Below are 16,059 nucleotides of genomic sequence, written 5' to 3'. Positions count from 1 at the left end.
TTATGCCCCTTACATCTTTACGGGGCATTTTTCAGGGGATAACAGGTATATCCTTATGATTTAGCTTGTAAAAGTATCTCCATCAGCCCTGGAAAACGGGCATCCAGATCCTCTCTTCGCAACGAAATCATGTTCTCCCGCCCCTGCGGGCGCTGCCAGATAACGCCGCTGTCGCGCAGTACGCGCCAGTGGTGGGTCATTGTCGATTTCACTACATCCTCCGGGCGCAGCGCGTTACAGCTGAGTTCGCTACCATCGGCCAGACGGCGAATGATCGCAAGCCGGAGCGGATTGCCGAGGGCAAACAGCACATTTTCCAGCAGTATTTGTTCAGTTTCAGGGTGGTTTGGGATCATCGTTTTCCTGCGTTTGGCGTCAGATTGAGCTATATCAACAATAGGTCAACCGTTAAAAAATAGTTCGATAATACTCGTACAATAGGACTATTATAGCAAACGAACGAATGCACGACCATCCTGGTCGTCACAGACAAGTCATAGTGACTAAGGAAATATCATGCCCCGACCCATCCCTCTCGAACGTTATCGCAACATCGGTATCTCCGCGCATATCGATGCCGGTAAAACCACCACCACTGAGCGCATCCTGTTTTACACCGGGATGAGCCACAAGCTGGGTGAAGTACACGATGGCGCGGCAACCACTGACTGGATGGCGCAGGAGCAAGAGCGCGGGATCACGATTACCTCCGCGGCCGTCAGCTGCTTCTGGCCGGGTATGGACAGAGGCTATGAGCCGCACCGGATCAACATCATCGACACCCCGGGCCACGTGGATTTCACCATTGAGGTGGAACGTTCCATGCGCGTGCTCGACGGCGCTGTGATGGTGTATGACTCCGTGGGCGGCGTGCAGCCCCAGTCGGAAACCGTCTGGCGTCAGGCCAATAAATATCACGTTCCGCGTCTGGCCTTCGTCAACAAAATGGACCGTCCGGGTGCCGATTTCTTCCGCGTCGTGCGGATGATGCAGGAGCGCCTGAAGGCCAATCCGGTGCCGATTGTCATCCCGGTGGGCGCAGAAGATCATTTCACCGGCGTGGTGGATCTCATCAAGATGCGCACCATTCTGTGGGACGACGCGACGCAGGGCATGGTGTTTACCTATGCGCCCGTGCCGGACGATTTGGTCAGTACCGCCCAGGAATGGCGGGAAAAAATGGTCTCTGCGGCGGCGGAAGCCAGCGATGAACTGATGGACAAATACCTGGAAACCGGCGACCTGACGGAAGCGGAAATTATCAAAGGGCTGCGTATTCGCACCATCTCGGGTGAAATTCAGCCGATGCTGTGCGGCAGCGCGTTCAAAAATAAAGGTGTGCAGCGCATGCTCGATGCGGTCATTGAGCTCATGCCATCGCCGCTGGACGTGCCTGCCATTGATGGCGTGGATGAAAAAGGGCAGCACGCGGAGCGTCATCCAAGCGATGATGAGCCGTTCTCGGCCCTGGCATTCAAGCTGATGAGCGACCCGTACGTCGGTCAACTGACCTTTATCCGCGTGTACTCTGGCGTGCTGCGCAAAGGCGACGCGGTGTACAACCCGGTTAAAGGGAAGAAAGAGCGCATCGGGCGTATCGTGCTGATGCATGCCAACGATCGCCACGAGGTGGACGAACTGCGCGCCGGAGACATTGCGGCCTGCGTTGGGCTGAAGGATGTGACTACCGGCGACACGCTCACCGATCCGAATGCCGTGATCACGCTTGAACGCATGGAGTTCCCGGATCCGGTTATCTCGCTGGCGATCGAGCCGAAAACCAAAGGCGATCAGGAGAAAATGGGGATCGCGCTGCAGCGTCTGGCGGCGGAAGATCCGTCTTTCCGCTTGCATACCGACGAAGAGTCCGGCCAGACCATTATCTCCGGGATGGGTGAGCTACACCTTGAGATCATCGTCGACCGAATGAAGCGCGAGTTTGGCGTCGAGGCGAACATTGGCCGCCCACAGGTAACCTACCGTGAAACCCTGCGTAAAACGGTGAAGGATATCGAAGGTAAATTTGTTCGTCAGTCCGGCGGTAAAGGGCAGTACGGCCATGTGGTGCTGAGCCTGGAGCCGCTGGAGCCCGGAAGTGGCTTTAAATTTGAAGATGCCACCAAGGGCGGCGTGGTGCCGCGCGAGTATATCCCGTCCGTTGAGAAAGGGCTGCGGGAAGCGATGAACAGCGGCGTTCTGGCGGGCTATCCGGTCGTTGATGTCAAAGCGACGCTGACGTTTGGCTCGTATCACGACGTCGACTCGTCTGAGATGGCGTTCCGCATGGCGGCGATCCTCGGCTTCAAAGAGGGCGCCCGCAGGGCGGATCCGGTGATTCTCGAGCCGATCATGCACGTGGAGGTGGAAACGCCGGAGGAGTACGCCGGTAACATTATGGGCGATCTTTCTTCCCGCCGCGGCATGGTGCAGGGGATGGCAGAGCAGTACGGAAGTCAGATTATTCGCGCTGACGTGCCGCTGGCAGAGATGTTTGGTTATGCCACGACATTGCGCTCAATGTCCCAGGGACGCGCGACGTATACGATGGAGTTCCATCATTTTGCGGAAGCCCCGCGGAATGTTGCGGATGAGATTATTTCACGACGTGCGAAGTAGTAAGGTCACCCTCTCCCAATAGGGGGAGGGTTTTCTCAATCCAGCGCCTTCACCATCTTCCCGCTCGCGACAAACGTCCCGGCACCAAGATGATGCAGCGTATTCAGCTTATCCCCGTCAAACTGCCAGCGCCCGGCGATAAACGCGCGTTCATCGGCTGCCGCTGAAACCACTTCACCAAACAGGGTATCGTATTTTTCTGCCGCGGAGGTGACGGGTAATAACCGACACTCCATCCACGCCAGGCATTTCTCTTCAATTACCGGCAGGCCAAGTTCAGGACCGTTCACGACCGGGATCCCGTAGCAGTTGAATTTGTCCTCATCGCGCCCGCTGACGCTACCGACCGCGTATGTCCAGTTGGCCGCCGCCACGCCGGGGATGACGATGCCAAACTTCCCGCTGCGCTCAATCAGCTCGCGCGACCATGTGCTTTTATCCACGACTATTGCGATGCGCGGCGGTTCAAACTCAACGGGCATTGACCATGCGGCGGCCATCACGTTGCGTCTGTCGAGGCTTTCATCCCGACTGGTGATAAGCACAGTTGGGCCGTGGTTCAGCAGACGGCTGGCATGACGTAATTCAACGGGGCGAAAGTGGCTCATAGGATCTCCTCATCTACACCGATGTAGTATGACGAAAAAGCACGTAAATCAAAGTGGATGCGTAAAATTAGTTTATAAACAGAACATCTCAATCAAAGGAAACTGATGCATGTCCCCATTTCTGACCGCCTATTTTGCCCGCATCGGCTGGGCGCAACCGACGCGGGTGGATATCGATACCCTGCGCGCGCTGCATTTACATCACAACTGTGCCATCCCTTTTGAGAATATTGATGTCGTTCTGCCACGCGAAATCCAGCTTGACGATCGGTGTCTGGTCGACAAGCTGGTCACCGCACGTCGCGGAGGGTACTGCTTTGAGCAAAACGGTCTGTTCGAGCGCGTCCTGCGTGAAGTCGGGTTTACGGTGCGTAGCGTGCTGGGGCGCGTGGTATTAGCGAATCCGCCGCAAATGCCTCCGCGCACGCACCGTCTGCTGCTGGTTGAGCTTAACGGTGAGCGCTGGATTGCCGATGTGGGGTTTGGCGGCCAGACGCTGACGGCGCCGATTCGACTGCTCGCTAATGAAGAACAGGAGACGCCGCACGGGCTGTATCGTCTGCTGAGCGAGGGGAACGACTGGGTGCTGCAGTTCCGTCACCACGAGCACTGGCAGTCGATGTACCAGTTTGACCTGACGACGCAGTATTTCAGCGATTACGTGATGGGGAATTTCTGGTCGGCGCACTGGCCGCAGTCGCATTTCCGTCATCATCTGTTGATGTGTCGCCATCTGCCGGACGGCGGCAAGCTGACGCTAACCAACTTCAACTTTACCCACTGGCAGAACGGTCACGTAGAAGAGCAGATCCATTTGCCGGATGCTGAGGCGCTTTACCAGCTGATGCAGGAACGCTTTGGGCTGGGCGTTGACGATGCAAAACACGGATTTTCACTGGCGGAGCTGACGGCGGTAATGGCGGGCTTTGATACACATCCTCAGGCCGGGAAATAATGCGCAAAGGGGTCGGCCCCTTTGCCGTACCGTAAGCCGGGCAGGGCGTAGCCGCACCCGGCAACATCACTGCTGAGACGAGCTAGAAAACAACTCGAGCGTGATTAATTTATCAAGATGGTTGTTAAAGGCGGCTTCGTCCATTTCGGGCATGTTTAAGATATACATTCCGTCAAGACCGCACACCAGACCAATCAAGCGCCAGGCAATATTTTCCGCTCGATCGCCCGGATTTAATGCCCCGGCCTCCGTTCCCGCTTTGATAAGCGCCACCGTTTCCTGGTGCCACATCTCCATGGTCATCACATAGGCACCTTTGATGTCGGCATCGCGGCTGGCCAGGATCTGCGCTTCACGCCACAGGCGAATATAGGGCTCAAACCTCCCGTCATCGCTGCCGAGCATGGCATGAAGCTGTTCCCGCCAGCCGGCCTGTTTACCCGCGACATCCGCATCCAGCAGCTCGCGAATTAGCCGTACGAAGGCCAGCGATTTTAGCTCGCCGCCGGACGTAAAATGATGATGCACCTGGCCGGTGGCGACTCCGGCCTCGGCAGCAATACGGCGTACCGTCATTGCCGCCAGTCCTTCAGCCAGCGCCACGCGCATGGCGGCCTGTAAGATGGCTTCCCGCCGTTCATCCTTGCTCAGATATCGCATGTTTACTCACTCTCAATGGGAATGAAACGAGTGTAACAAAAAGCTGGACATGCGTTCAACTTTACGTAGGATCGCATCCTGGACATGTGTCCATGTTTTAAAAGAAAAGGAAATTTATGTTTCGTCAGTGGTTAGCGTTAGTGATTATCGTGCTGGTGTATATCCCGGTGGCGATCGACGCGACGGTGCTGCACGTGGCGGCGCCGACATTGAGCATGACGCTGGGCGCCAGCGGCAATGAATTGCTGTGGATCATCGATATTTACTCGCTGGTCATGGCGGGAATGGTGCTGCCGATGGGCGCCCTGGGTGACCGCATTGGTTTTAAACGACTGCTCATGATTGGCAGCACGCTGTTTGGCCTGTCGTCGCTGGCGGCAGCGTTTGCCCCGTCAGCAGGGTGGCTGATTGCGGCGCGCGCCTCGCTGGCAATCGGCGCGGCGATGATTATTCCGGCTACGCTGGCTGGGATCCGCACGCTGTTTATCAACGCGCGGGATCGTAATATTGCGCTCGGCGTCTGGGCCGCGGTGGGGTCCGGTGGCGCGGCGTTTGGCCCGCTGATTGGCGGTATGCTGCTCGAGCATTTCTACTGGGGCTCGGTGTTTTTAATCAACGTGCCGATCGTGCTGGTGGTGGTTTCGCTGGCCGCGCGTTTTGTGCCTCCTCAGCAGGGACGCCCGGAGCAGCCGCTGAATATCAGCCATGCCATTATGCTGATAGTGGCGATTTTGCTGCTGGTCTACAGCGCAAAAACAGCCCTCAAAGGCGCACTGTCGCCGTGGGTGGTCGCGTCCGCGCTGGTTACCGGCTCGGTGCTGCTGTTTATCTTCGTGCGTATTCAGCTCCGCGCCCGCGTGCCGATGATCGACATGCGTCTGTTCTGCCATCGCATCATTTTGAGCGGCGTGGTGATGGCGATGACCGCCATGATTGCCCTGGTCGGGTTTGAGCTGCTGATGGCCCAGGAGCTGCAGTTTGTTCATGGCTTTACGCCGTTTGAAGCGGGAATGTTCATGCTGCCGCTGATGGTGGCGAGCGGGTTTAGCGGTCCGATCGCGGGCGTGCTGGTCGGGCGATTAGGGCTACGCATCGTCGCGGCTGGCGGAATGGGGCTCAGCGCCGTCAGCTTTATCGGCCTGTCGATGCTTGATTTCAGCACGCAGCAGCTGCTGGCTTCTGCCCTGATGGTGCTGCTCGGCTTTAGCGCCGCCAGCGCGCTGCTGGCCTCGACATCGGCGATTATGGCCGCTGCGCCGAAAGAGAAAGCCGCCGCCGCGGGGGCCATTGAAACCATGTCCTATGAACTGGGCGCCGGGCTGGGGATCGCCATCTTTGGCCTGCTGTTGACCCGCAGCTTCTCGGCGTCGATTGACCTGCCGCAGGGGCTGAACGCCTCGCTCGTCGATAAAGCCTCGTCATCCATTGGCGAGGCGATGAAGGTGGCGCAGGATCTGACCCCGACGCTGGCGGAGTCGGTGATTGACGCGGCGAAAAGCGCGTTTATCACCTCGCACAGCGTGGCGCTGGGCAGCGCGGGCGGCATGCTGCTGCTGTTGGCAGTGGGGATCTGGTTCAGCCTGGCGAAGGCCAGGCCGCAGTAATACAGGGCGCGCGGTTGGCGCGGGTGGGGCAGATGGGCTATGTTTTTTAAAGGATTATCTGACTCTTGCTGGAAAATATGAGCCCTCGCCACAGCAGTGAACCGTCCCAACCGTTCTCCCGGTTAACCCTGCTTGCAGGGGGTGCGCTGGGCGTCGTTTTTGGTGATATCGGCACCAGCCCGCTCTATACCTTCCGCACGGTGCTGTCGCTCTCTGAGCATGACCCTACGCCCGGCGTCATACTGGGCCTGCTCTCCCTGATTACCTGGACACTCATCCTAGTAACGTCCATAAAATATGCCGCCTTTGCCATGCGAATTGATAATCATGGCGAGGGGGGCATCATGGCCTTAATGTCGCTTCTGGTGGAGAAAGGCAAAGGCGGGCGCTGGGTTATTTTTTCCGCCCTGATCGGTGCCGCTTTAATTTACGGTGACGGCGCGATAACCCCGGCAATCTCCGTGCTTTCTGCCCTTGAAGGGCTGGAGATGGTCATTCCTGAATCTCAGCCGTACATATTGCCCCTGACGGTGGCGGTTCTGCTGGCGCTGTTTCTTCTTCAGCCTTTTGGGACTGCGCGAATAGGGAAAATATTTGGCCCGGTTATGGCGGTTTGGTTTTTGGCGATTGCTGCCCTGGGCGTGCGGGGGATCGTTCAACACCCCTCGGTATTGCTGGCCCTCAACCCTGCGTACGGCATCGCGTTTTTGTTTTCGAACGGGTACACCAGTTTCCTGGTCCTGGGCGGCGTTTTTCTCTGCGTGACGGGGGCCGAGGCCCTGTATGCAGACATGGGGCATTTTGGCAAAAAGCCCATCTGGCTTGCCTGGTACGGCATCGTCTTTCCTTCGCTGCTGCTCAACTATGCCGGCCAGTCAGCGCTGATTCTGGCCGGTGCCGACAGCAAACAAAACCTTTTCTATACGCTCTGTCCGCCGGTGCTGCAGGTTCCGCTCATCATTCTTGCCGCACTGGCGACGATCATTGCCAGCCAGGCGATTATCACCGGCGCTTTTTCCATGACGCGCCAGGCCATACAGCTTGGCTGGTTACCCCGATTGCGCATCAAGCAGACGGCGGCGGAAAGCTACGGCCAGATTTATATCGGGATAATCAACTGGCTGCTGATGGGGGTGACCATCGGGCTGGTGGTGTTCTTTAAATCTTCCGATAAGCTCGCCGCCGCGTACGGCATTGCCGTGTCGTTAACCATGCTGATGACCACGGGGCTGCTGTTTGTGGCAATGCGCGAAGTGTGGCGCTGGAGCCTGGCCAGCAGCGCGGTGATTGCCCTCTGCTTCCTGGTGATTGATGCCACCTTCTTGTTTGCCAATCTGATTAAGGTCCTGGAGGGCGGCTATATTCCGCTGCTGATGGCCGCAGCGATTTGTACGGTGATGCTGATCTGGCACCGCGGCGTTAAGGCGGTATCCGCATCGGTGGGCGAGAAGGGCGTCAGCGTGGATGCGTTCTTTGCCCAGCTTCAGCAAAAAACGGTGCCCAGGGTGGCGGGCTCCGCCGTCTTTTTGACCCGGACACAGAACAATATCCCGCCGGTCATGCGCTGGCACGTCGCGCGAAACCGGGCGCTACAGCAGGATGTGTTGTCGCTTACCATTGATATTCTGAATGTGCCCTACGTGGGGGAAGAACAACGGATCAGGGTAGAGCAGCGCGCGCCGGGCTACTGGCACGGCGTGGCGCAATATGGCTTTATGGAACACCCGGACATCCCGCGTTTGCTGCAGGGTGTCAGCGAGATTAACGCGCTTTTTGCCACGGATGACGCCACCTGGTATGTCGGGCATGAAACCATTGTGGCAGGCGAGGGTGAGGCAGGTATGGCGGCCTGGCAACGGCACATCTATGCGTTCATGAAGCGCAACTGCACGCACGTCATCAACCACTATCACCTTCCCAGCGATCGGGTTGTCGAAATCAGCCGACGCGTTGCCGTGTAGACTCTGGCGAAAGCAGAGGTCCTCTGCTTTCGCACCGTTCTATCTCTCAAGGGACGCGGACAGGACGCTATGCAATAACACGTTCGCCCCTTTCTCCGCCCACTCTGACAGGATCCTTTCCGCTTCGTTATGGCTGATGCCTTTCACGCAGGGGATAAAGATCATGCTGGCGGGCGCCATTTTGCTGACATAGCAGGCGTCATGTCCCGCACCGGAGACCATCGGTTTCGACGAATAGCCCAGTTCCGCCACGGCCTTCTCCGAACGCGCCAGGCATTCGGCGTCAAACGCGATGGGCGCGTAGTCGAAAATACGCTCAACGGCAGCCGCGACGCCGCGCAGGCTGAGGCTTTCAGCCACCTTATGCAGCGCCGCTTCCATGGTTTCCAGCGCCTGCTGCATAGGATGGCGAAACTCAACGCTGCATTCCACGCGAGACGGCACGACGTTGCGCGAGTTTGGCGTAACCTTCGCCATACCGATCGTTGCGCGTCCGTCCGGCGCATGCCGGTAGCCAATCTCTTCCACCTTCAGCGCCAGCTCTGCGAAGGCGGTCAGCGCGTCGCGGCGGCTGTGCATCGGCGTCGTGCCCGCGTGGGCGGCGAATCCGTCCAGCGTCAGGGTAAACCAGCGCTGGCCCATTGCCGCGCGGACTAACCCGATATCAATGGCTTCATCTTCCAGGATCGGGCCCTGTTCGATGTGCAGTTCGTAGCAGGCGTGAACCTGAAACGCGCGGGCAGGGGCTTCACCCCGGTAGCCAATGCTATCCAGCGCTTCGCCCACGGTGATACCATCGTTATCCGCGCGGGCATGGGCGTACGCTTCGCTAAACTGTCCCGTCCAGACCCCTGAAGCGAGCATGGCTGGCGCAAAGCGCGCGCCCTCTTCGTTAGTCCAGTTCACCAGCACAACGTCACGTTCAGTCTCAACGTTATGGTCGTTAAGGGTTCGCAGCAGCTCCAGCCCGGCCAGCACGCCGTAAACCCCGTCGTAGTTACCGCCCAGCGGCTGGGTATCCACATGTGAACCCGTCATGACCGGGGCAAGCTGCGGGTTTTTCCCCGCGCGACGGATAAACATATTGCCCATGCTGTCGACCTCGCAGCTGAAACCCGCGTCCAGCGCCCAGTCGCGCAGCAGGTTACGCGCAATACGATCCTCCTCGCTCAGCGCCAGACGAGTCACGCCGCCGGCGGGCGTGCCGCCGATCTGCGCCATCATCTCAAGCGTTGACCACAGCCGTTCGGCGTTGACGCGGATCATGTCTTGTCCTTACTGCTGCGGTAGCGGAAATCACAGCACGAACCGCCCTGCATAATGGTGGTCGTGCGGGTCAGCTTCACGTCAGGCGCATAGCCAACGATGAATTTTTCATCGCGCGCGCAGGAGAGCAGATGACCAATCTCGCCCAGCCCCATTTCGTGATACATCTCCGCGTAGCGACAGCGGGTTACGTTGTAGTTGTACTGCTGGTCGTCGGCGTCGATCACCTTCACGTCCAGGGCGTTATCTTTCTCCCACAGATACTGCAGGGCGATGAAACTCCTGACGTCCGCGCCGTTGGGTTCTTTGCTGGCAAACGCTTTGCCAGCGTCAATCGCGGCCTGCTCAATGGCCTCGCCAATGACCGCCTGGGCGCGGGATTTCCCTATCTCGCGCACCAGGATTTCATAAATTGGCTTAATAATTTCTGCTTCAATTTTGCGGCGGGCGAGAATGCCCAGCTCGTTATTATCACTCATCACATTGCCCTCGCTACGTTACTTCGCTTTTGCGCCACCCAGCACGGTCTGCGGCTGCCATTTGCCGTCGACAACTTTGTAAACGGTGAACGACGGCGATTTCAGGTTACCTTCTTTATCAAATGCGATCTGGCCGGTGACGCCGGAGTAGCTGATGGCGCGCAGGGCGGGCAGATAGTCGGACGGCTCAACGGAGTCTGCTTTTTCCATCGCCGCAACCAGCACGCGGGTGGCGTCATAGGCGAACGGGGCGTGCAGTTCGATATGGGTGTGGTAGCGGGCCTGATAGGCCTGTTCGAATGACTTTCCACCCGGCATCTGGTCAACGGGCAGACCCGGCTCCAGCGCCACCACGCCTTCGCCTTCTTTCTGCGCCAGCTGCAGGAACGTCTGGCTGACAAATCCGCCTGCGCCCATCAGGGTGGCGTTCATGCCCAGCTGTTTGATACGACGCGCCAGCGGTGCGGCCTGGCTGTCGACGCCGCCGAAGAAGATCAGATCGGCGTTTTTACTCCGGATGGCGGTCAGCACGGCGCTGAAGTCCACCGTTTTGTCATCAACGTACTGACGATCGACAACCTTCACGCCCTGCGCTTCAAGGGATTTAATAAACTGGTCCGCCAGTCCCTGACCAAAGGCGGTACGGTCGTCGATCACCGCAATGCGTTTGGCTTTCAGCGTATTGACCGCGTACTGACCGGCTAGCTGACCGCCGTCGTCGTCGTGGCCCATCACGCGGAAGCTGGTATCAAAACCCTGCCTGGTATAGGCGTGACCGGTCGCGACCGGTGCCACCTGTGCGATGCCCGCATCGTGATAGATACGTGCGGCAGGAATGCTGGTACCGGTGTTCCAGTGACCGACAACGCCCGCCACGCCGCTATCCACCAGACGCTGCGCCACGGCCACGGCGGTGCGCGGGTCGGACTGATCGTCTTCGGACTGCAGCTTGAAGGTCACCGCTTTGCCACCGATGGTCGGGTGCTGCTTGTTAATGTCGTCAATGGCCAGCTGCGCGCCGTTCTCCAGATCCTTACCGATACGGGCAGACGGGCCGGTGAGCGGGCCTGCCAGACCGATAACCACGGTTTCGCCATCGGCGGCCCAGGCTCCGGTAGAGGCAAAGCTGCCGAGGAGGATAGCGGCGCTAAGCGCACTGATTTTTACTGTTTTCATTGTATTTCCCTGATGTTGGCTGGTGTTGTTAAACGGGCATTTCGCCCAAATAAATCTGTGCAATCTGGTCGTCATTGAGCAGCGCTTTCGATTCGCCATGATGAACAATGCTGCCGCTGTCCATCACCCACGCGCTGTCGGTCACTTCCAGCGCGAGACGGGCGTTTTGTTCGATGAGCAGCAGGGCAACGCCGCGCTCGCGCAGGCCGGCAATGACGGCAAAAATGTTCTCGACCATCTTCGGGGCAAGGCCCATCGAGGGTTCGTCGAGGATCAGCAGGCGCGGGCGGCTGAGCAGCGCGCGGTTAAGGGCCAGCAGCTGTTGCTCACCGCCGGACAGCAGGCCGGCGAGCTGATGCTGGCGTTCGCCCAGGCGCGGGAAGCGCTCGAAGATCTCGTTCATCTCGCGATTAACGGTGACAGTGTCACGCCTGAGCCAGGCGCCCATCTGCAGGTTTTCCAGCACCGTCATTCGGGAGAAGATCCCCCGGCCTTCCGTAACCATCACCAGACCGTCACGGAGCAGGGTTTCGGGCCTGTGCTTACGCACCGCTTTACCGTTGAATTCAATACGGCCGCTAAAGCTTTCCAGCCCGGTAATGGCGCGCACGGTGGAGCTTTTCCCCGCGCCGTTAGCACCGATCAGCGTAGCCTGTTCGCCCTCGCGCAGGGTAAAAGAGACATCGCGTACGGCCTGAATGCCGCCGTAATGCACGTCCACGCGTTCCACCTTCAGTAATTCAGACATGGGCGTTGCCTCCAAGCCAGGCGGCGATCACTGCCGGGTCGCGACGCACGCTCTCCGGCGTGCCGCTGGCGAGCGTTTTGCCGTAATCAAGCACCGTCAGGCGATCGCAGATGCCCATCACCAGCTTGACGTCATGTTCGATCATCAGCAGGGTTTTGCCGTCATCGCGAAGGCGGATAAGCAGCTCGCCGAGCGCCACTTTTTCAGCAGCGTTCATCCCGGCGGCGGGTTCGTCCAGCGCCAGCAGCAGCGGATCCGTTGCCAGCGCGCGGGCAATCTCCAGACGGCGCTGATGGCCATACGCCAGATCGCAGGCGCGGTAGTGGGCGAACTTCGCAATGCCGGTGTACTCCAGCCAGTGCCAGGCCAGCTCCCGGGTCTGTTTCTCTTCTTCGCGAGCGCGTTTGTGGCGGCTCAGCGCGGCCCACAGGCCGTTGCGGGTGCGCACGTGGCGGCCCACCATCACGTTTTCCAGCACCGACATGTCGTTAAAGAGGCGCACGTTCTGGAAGGTACGCGCGATCCCGGCGGCGGTGACTTTCTCAATGTGCTTTGGGAAATAGGGCTTATCGGCAATGGAAAATTCACCGCTGTCCGCCGGATAAAGCCCGGTGATCAGGTTAAAACAGGTGGTTTTTCCCGCCCCGTTAGGACCAATCAGGCCGTAGATCTCGCCCTTGTTCACGGCGATCGAAACGTCATCCACGGCGGTAAGCCCGCCGAAGCGTTTGGACATGTTGCGTACGGTTAACAGACTCATGTATTCACCTCCTTGTGGCGTACCGGCCAGATCCCGGCAGGACGCACCAGCATGACCAGCACCAGCGCCAGGCCGTAGAACAGCTGACGCAGCACTTCCGGGTCAATCAGTACCGTACCGAACAGCGCCTGCTGAACCGGGGCTGCCTGACTGCGCAACAATTCCGGCAGGGCGGTAAGCAGTATCGCGCCGAGGATCACGCCCGGAATGTGTCCCATCCCGCCCAGCACCACCATCGCCAGTACGGCAATGGATTCCTGTAACGTGAAGGATTCCGGGGAGACAAAGCCCTGGAACGCGCCGAACAGGGCACCCGCCACGCCGCCAAAAGAGGCACCCATCGCAAAGGCCAGCAGCTTATAGTTACGCACGTTGATGCCCATCGCGCGGGCCACATCCTCATCTTCACGGATGGCGTGCCAGGCGCGACCAATACGGGAATGCTGCAGGCGCAGGCAGACAAAAATAATCGCCACAATCACCAGCATCAGCAGGTAGTACCACAGCCACAGCGCGGGCACTTTGAAACCTAACCAGTGGTATACGCCGCTGAACTTCAGGCCAAACAGATTCAGCGTATCCACCCCGGTAATGCCCTTCGCACCGTTGGTGATGTTCACCGGACGGTCGAGGTTGCGCATCAGGATGCGGATGATTTCGCCAAAGCCGAGGGTCACTATCGCCAGGTAGTCCCCGCGCAGCTTCAGCGTGGGAGCACCCAGTAAAAAGCCGCAGACCGCAGCGACGAGCGCCGCCAGCGGAATAATCAGCAGATATGAGGTGTGCAGCCCGTCCGGGAACCAGACGTTGAGGATCGGGAAAACCTCCAGCAGGTGTGGCGAGGCCATCAGTGCTGCGAGATAGGCGCCGACCGCGTAAAAGGCGATAAACCCCATATCCAGCAGGCCGGTATAGCCCACCACAATATTGAGCCCCAGCGCCAGCATGATGTAGAGCAGGGCGAAGTCGATAACGCGCACCCAGTAGTTGCCGCCAAGCTGCGTGGCCACCACGGGAGCAACCAGCAGCGCGAGGCAGAACAGAATCATGCCTGACCAGAATTTGCGCGTCGCCGCCGGGGTTTGTAGTTGAAGCGTTGTCATTGTTTCCCTCACGCCCTGTGCGCTACGCGCTCGCCCAGCAGGCCTGCCGGACGGAAGACCAGCACCAGAATCAGGACCATGAAGGCAAAGACGTCCTGATAGTTACTGCCGAAGACGCCGTGGGTCAGTTCACCCAGGTAACCTGCGCCCAGCGCTTCGATAATGCCGAGCAGGATCCCGCCAATCATTGCGCCACGAATGTTGCCAATGCCTCCCAGCACGGCGGCGGTAAAGGCTTTGATCCCGGGCAAAAAGCCCATCGAGAAGCTGGCGTTGCCGTAGTTGCTGGCCATCATGACGCCTGCCAGCGCGGCAAATACGCCGCCGATGGCGAACGTCAGGGTAATAATGGCATTGGGGTTAACCCCCATCAGCGTGGCAACGCGCGGGTTTTCCGCCACGGCGCGCATGCCGCGGCCCAGGCGGGTGTATTCCACCAGTAGCCATAGCCCCGTCATCACCGCAAGCGCCAGCGCTACGGTAACAATGCCGGTGACGGTCAAAATGGCGGGGGGATGTTGTTCACTTCCTGACGTCACGGCGATCGGTTCCATGGGCAGGATCTGTGGGAACATCAGCGGATTGCGCGTCCAGATAATCATCGCCACGGTTTGCAGCAGGACCGAGACGCCGATACCCGAAATAAGCGGTGCCAGGCGCGGGGCGTTGCGCAGTCGACGGTAGGCAAAGCGCTCCACGGCCATTGCCAGCAGGGCGCAAACGGCCATGGCAATCGCCAGGGCAACGCCAAGCTGCAACAGCAGCGGCATGTGAGGAAAGGTGGCGTTCAGGGCGTTAATGGCGGAAAGGGTGGTGAGCGCACCGACCATCAGAATATCGCCGTGAGCAAAGTTAATAATGCGCAAGATGCCATACACCATGGTATAGCCCAGCGCGATCAGCGCGTAAATGCTGCCCAGCATCACACCGTTGATCAGTTGTTGTATGAGTGTATCCAACGTCTGTTCCCGCAAAGTCTTCTTTCTGCGGCTACCATCCGATAAATGAATTTAATTGTAAAATACACATATATTATTTCTTATGATAAACCGCTATTGTTTTATCTTAATGATTTATATAAAGATAATGCAATCGCGTTCTCTGGTGAAAAGCCTAAAGAAATCAACATATGAATAAAACAGAACAATCGGCGAGTTTGCCTGCGTATGCAGACAGCCGTCTGGCAAACGATCCGCCGCTTCGGGCCGTCCGTGCCTTTGAGGCCATCGCCCGGCTGGGCAGCGTTACGCTGGCCGCGCAGGAGCTGGATATCTCACCGTCGGCGGTCAGCCATCAGCTCAAGGTGCTCGAAGGGTATCTGCAAATGCCGCTAACGGAGCGTCAGGGGCGCAGGCTGGTGCTGAGCCAGCACGGACGGGAATATTACCGTTCGATCCGTGCGGCGTTTAACGTGCTGCGCCAGGCAACGGAGCATCTGGCCGGGCAGGCGCAAACGCGTCAGGTCACCATCAGCCTGATCCCGCTTTTTGGCATGGGGTGGTTTATCCCGCGTCTGCCTGATTTTATGCGTGCCAATCCGCAGACCGAGATCAACGTAGTGTATGCCAACCACCGTAACTATCTGAGCGATGCGTCGGATATGTCGATTCGTTTTGGTAACGGCCAGTGGGCGGGCTATCAGAGCGAAAAGCTGATTTCCGGACAGATGGTGCCGGTGTGCAGCCGCGCGTTTTTGCGCATTCATGGCCATATCGACACGCCTGAGCAACTGCTGCAAATGCCGCTGCTGCATGATGAGGAGCGCACCACGTGGCCGCAGTGGTTTCTGCTGCAGGGGGTAAAACGTCCTCTTCGGCGCAGCGGCCCCCTGTTTGAAGACGGGCTGTTAACGCTGGCGGGCGTGCAGGCCGGGCTGGGCTGCGCGCTGATGCGCGAGCCGCTGATCGCGCCTTATCTTGAGAGCGGCGAGCTGGTGAAGATATTTGACTTACCCATTGATGACGGGCGCGACTATCACCTCTGCGTGCGTTCGGATTCAGAGATGACCGAGGACGGTAAGCTGCTGCAAAACTGGCTGCGCCGGGCGGCGAGCGGGGAGCCGTCAGCCGGGTAAAAGTGACGGATAAAAAAAAGCCAGCTTGTTCAGCTGGCTTTTGTACAGA

General features: G+C 58.7%; 15 protein-coding genes. 5 read left to right on the top strand and 10 right to left on the bottom strand.

The window, feature by feature from the left end; genetic code table 11:
- Nucleotides 1–53: 53 nt before the first annotated feature.
- Complete coding sequence (locus NWV12_RS11700) at nucleotides 54–356, bottom strand: helix-turn-helix transcriptional regulator (protein ID WP_033145659.1); 303 nt, start codon at nucleotides 354–356, stop codon at nucleotides 54–56.
- A 160-nt stretch (nucleotides 357–516) separates the two neighbouring features.
- Between NWV12_RS11700 and fusA the strand changes: the two genes are divergently transcribed.
- Nucleotides 517–2,616: an elongation factor G gene (gene fusA, locus NWV12_RS11695; protein ID WP_039262847.1), complete on the top strand. Its 2,100-nt coding sequence runs from the start codon at nucleotides 517–519 to the stop codon at nucleotides 2,614–2,616.
- Between the two features lie 35 nt (nucleotides 2,617–2,651).
- On the opposite strand, the gene NWV12_RS11690 is transcribed toward fusA, so the two are convergent.
- Nucleotides 2,652–3,224, bottom strand: coding sequence for a flavin reductase family protein (locus NWV12_RS11690; protein ID WP_033145657.1), 573 nt, complete (start codon nucleotides 3,222–3,224; stop codon nucleotides 2,652–2,654).
- Nucleotides 3,225–3,333: 109 nt separating this feature from the next.
- On the opposite strand from NWV12_RS11690, the gene nhoA reads away from it, so the two are divergent.
- A complete protein-coding gene (nhoA, locus tag NWV12_RS11685; RefSeq protein ID WP_048978826.1) occupies nucleotides 3,334–4,179 on the top strand; it encodes an N-hydroxyarylamine O-acetyltransferase in 846 nt (281 codons plus the stop codon).
- 66 nt (nucleotides 4,180–4,245) lie between these two features.
- Here nhoA and NWV12_RS11680 read toward each other — a convergent pair whose 3' ends face one another.
- Nucleotides 4,246–4,839, bottom strand: coding sequence for a TetR family transcriptional regulator (locus NWV12_RS11680; RefSeq protein WP_048978827.1), 594 nt, complete (start codon nucleotides 4,837–4,839; stop codon nucleotides 4,246–4,248).
- A 116-nt stretch (nucleotides 4,840–4,955) separates the two neighbouring features.
- Here NWV12_RS11680 and NWV12_RS11675 point away from each other — a divergent pair, with 116 nt between their 5' ends.
- On the top strand, nucleotides 4,956–6,443 hold the full coding sequence (locus NWV12_RS11675; protein WP_048983637.1) for an MFS transporter: 1,488 nt from the start codon (nucleotides 4,956–4,958) through the stop codon (nucleotides 6,441–6,443).
- Between the two features lie 77 nt (nucleotides 6,444–6,520).
- Nucleotides 6,521–8,404 (top strand): potassium transporter Kup, encoded by a 1,884-nt coding sequence (locus NWV12_RS11670; protein ID WP_048981389.1) that lies wholly within the window; start codon nucleotides 6,521–6,523, stop codon nucleotides 8,402–8,404.
- 39 nt (nucleotides 8,405–8,443) lie between these two features.
- Here the strand turns inward: NWV12_RS11670 and NWV12_RS11665 are convergent, their stop codons facing one another.
- Genes NWV12_RS11665 through NWV12_RS11635 form a run of 7 tightly spaced genes read right to left on the bottom strand, consistent with a single transcriptional unit; the run spans nucleotide 8,444 to nucleotide 14,895 of the window.
- Nucleotides 8,444–9,670, bottom strand: coding sequence for a Zn-dependent hydrolase (locus NWV12_RS11665; RefSeq protein WP_048981254.1), 1,227 nt, complete (start codon nucleotides 9,668–9,670; stop codon nucleotides 8,444–8,446).
- Nucleotides 9,667–10,149: an L-2-amino-thiazoline-4-carboxylic acid hydrolase gene (locus tag NWV12_RS11660; RefSeq protein ID WP_048977579.1), complete on the bottom strand. Its 483-nt coding sequence runs from the start codon at nucleotides 10,147–10,149 to the stop codon at nucleotides 9,667–9,669. Before NWV12_RS11660 ends, NWV12_RS11665 begins: the two co-directional genes overlap by 4 nt.
- A gap of 18 nt (nucleotides 10,150–10,167) precedes the next feature.
- Entirely contained in the window at nucleotides 10,168–11,325 is a 1,158-nt protein-coding gene (locus NWV12_RS11655) for a branched-chain amino acid ABC transporter substrate-binding protein (RefSeq protein ID WP_048981256.1), read from the bottom strand.
- A 28-nt stretch (nucleotides 11,326–11,353) separates the two neighbouring features.
- On the bottom strand, nucleotides 11,354–12,073 hold the full coding sequence (locus NWV12_RS11650; RefSeq protein WP_101744560.1) for an ABC transporter ATP-binding protein: 720 nt from the start codon (nucleotides 12,071–12,073) through the stop codon (nucleotides 11,354–11,356).
- Complete coding sequence (locus NWV12_RS11645) at nucleotides 12,066–12,833, bottom strand: ABC transporter ATP-binding protein (protein ID WP_039262838.1); 768 nt, start codon at nucleotides 12,831–12,833, stop codon at nucleotides 12,066–12,068. The genes NWV12_RS11650 and NWV12_RS11645 overlap by 8 nt, the downstream gene beginning before the upstream one ends.
- Nucleotides 12,830–13,936, bottom strand: a complete 1,107-nt coding sequence (locus NWV12_RS11640) for a branched-chain amino acid ABC transporter permease (RefSeq protein ID WP_048981260.1) — start codon at nucleotides 13,934–13,936, stop codon at nucleotides 12,830–12,832. The genes NWV12_RS11645 and NWV12_RS11640 overlap by 4 nt, the downstream gene beginning before the upstream one ends.
- A gap of 8 nt (nucleotides 13,937–13,944) precedes the next feature.
- Complete coding sequence (locus NWV12_RS11635) at nucleotides 13,945–14,895, bottom strand: branched-chain amino acid ABC transporter permease (RefSeq protein ID WP_101744559.1); 951 nt, start codon at nucleotides 14,893–14,895, stop codon at nucleotides 13,945–13,947.
- A 170-nt stretch (nucleotides 14,896–15,065) separates the two neighbouring features.
- Here NWV12_RS11635 and NWV12_RS11630 point away from each other — a divergent pair, with 170 nt between their 5' ends.
- Nucleotides 15,066–16,010: a LysR substrate-binding domain-containing protein gene (locus NWV12_RS11630; protein ID WP_048981262.1), complete on the top strand. Its 945-nt coding sequence runs from the start codon at nucleotides 15,066–15,068 to the stop codon at nucleotides 16,008–16,010.
- Nucleotides 16,011–16,059 lie beyond the last annotated feature (49 nt).

This window comes from Enterobacter sp. Crenshaw (genome assembly GCF_024734705.1).
In the GTDB taxonomy this organism is placed as follows: Bacteria; Pseudomonadota; Gammaproteobacteria; order Enterobacterales; family Enterobacteriaceae; genus Enterobacter; species Enterobacter asburiae_B.
Note: the sequence above shows the minus strand (reverse complement) of the source record. Positions and strands in the feature narration are given on the sequence as shown.

What these genes read in the sequence shown, in the direction of transcription:
- NWV12_RS11650 (WP_101744560.1), bottom strand. Translation starts at nt 12,073, where the DNA reads ATGTCTGAATTACTGAAGGTGGAACGCGTGGACGTGCATTACGGCGGC.
- NWV12_RS11665 (WP_048981254.1), bottom strand. Translation starts at nt 9,670, where the DNA reads ATGATCCGCGTCAACGCCGAACGGCTGTGGTCAACGCTTGAGATGATG.
- NWV12_RS11645 (WP_039262838.1), bottom strand. Translation starts at nt 12,833, where the DNA reads ATGAGTCTGTTAACCGTACGCAACATGTCCAAACGCTTCGGCGGGCTT.
- NWV12_RS11660 (WP_048977579.1), bottom strand. Translation starts at nt 10,149, where the DNA reads ATGAGTGATAATAACGAGCTGGGCATTCTCGCCCGCCGCAAAATTGAA.
- NWV12_RS11655 (WP_048981256.1), bottom strand. Translation starts at nt 11,325, where the DNA reads ATGAAAACAGTAAAAATCAGTGCGCTTAGCGCCGCTATCCTCCTCGGC.
- NWV12_RS11675 (WP_048983637.1), top strand. Translation starts at nt 4,956, where the DNA reads ATGTTTCGTCAGTGGTTAGCGTTAGTGATTATCGTGCTGGTGTATATC.
- fusA (WP_039262847.1), top strand. Translation starts at nt 517, where the DNA reads ATGCCCCGACCCATCCCTCTCGAACGTTATCGCAACATCGGTATCTCC.
- NWV12_RS11690 (WP_033145657.1), bottom strand. Translation starts at nt 3,224, where the DNA reads ATGAGCCACTTTCGCCCCGTTGAATTACGTCATGCCAGCCGTCTGCTG.
- NWV12_RS11630 (WP_048981262.1), top strand. Translation starts at nt 15,066, where the DNA reads ATGAATAAAACAGAACAATCGGCGAGTTTGCCTGCGTATGCAGACAGC.
- NWV12_RS11640 (WP_048981260.1), bottom strand. Translation starts at nt 13,936, where the DNA reads ATGACAACGCTTCAACTACAAACCCCGGCGGCGACGCGCAAATTCTGG.
- nhoA (WP_048978826.1), top strand. Translation starts at nt 3,334, where the DNA reads ATGTCCCCATTTCTGACCGCCTATTTTGCCCGCATCGGCTGGGCGCAA.
- NWV12_RS11700 (WP_033145659.1), bottom strand. Translation starts at nt 356, where the DNA reads ATGATCCCAAACCACCCTGAAACTGAACAAATACTGCTGGAAAATGTG.
- NWV12_RS11670 (WP_048981389.1), top strand. Translation starts at nt 6,521, where the DNA reads ATGAGCCCTCGCCACAGCAGTGAACCGTCCCAACCGTTCTCCCGGTTA.
- NWV12_RS11680 (WP_048978827.1), bottom strand. Translation starts at nt 4,839, where the DNA reads ATGCGATATCTGAGCAAGGATGAACGGCGGGAAGCCATCTTACAGGCC.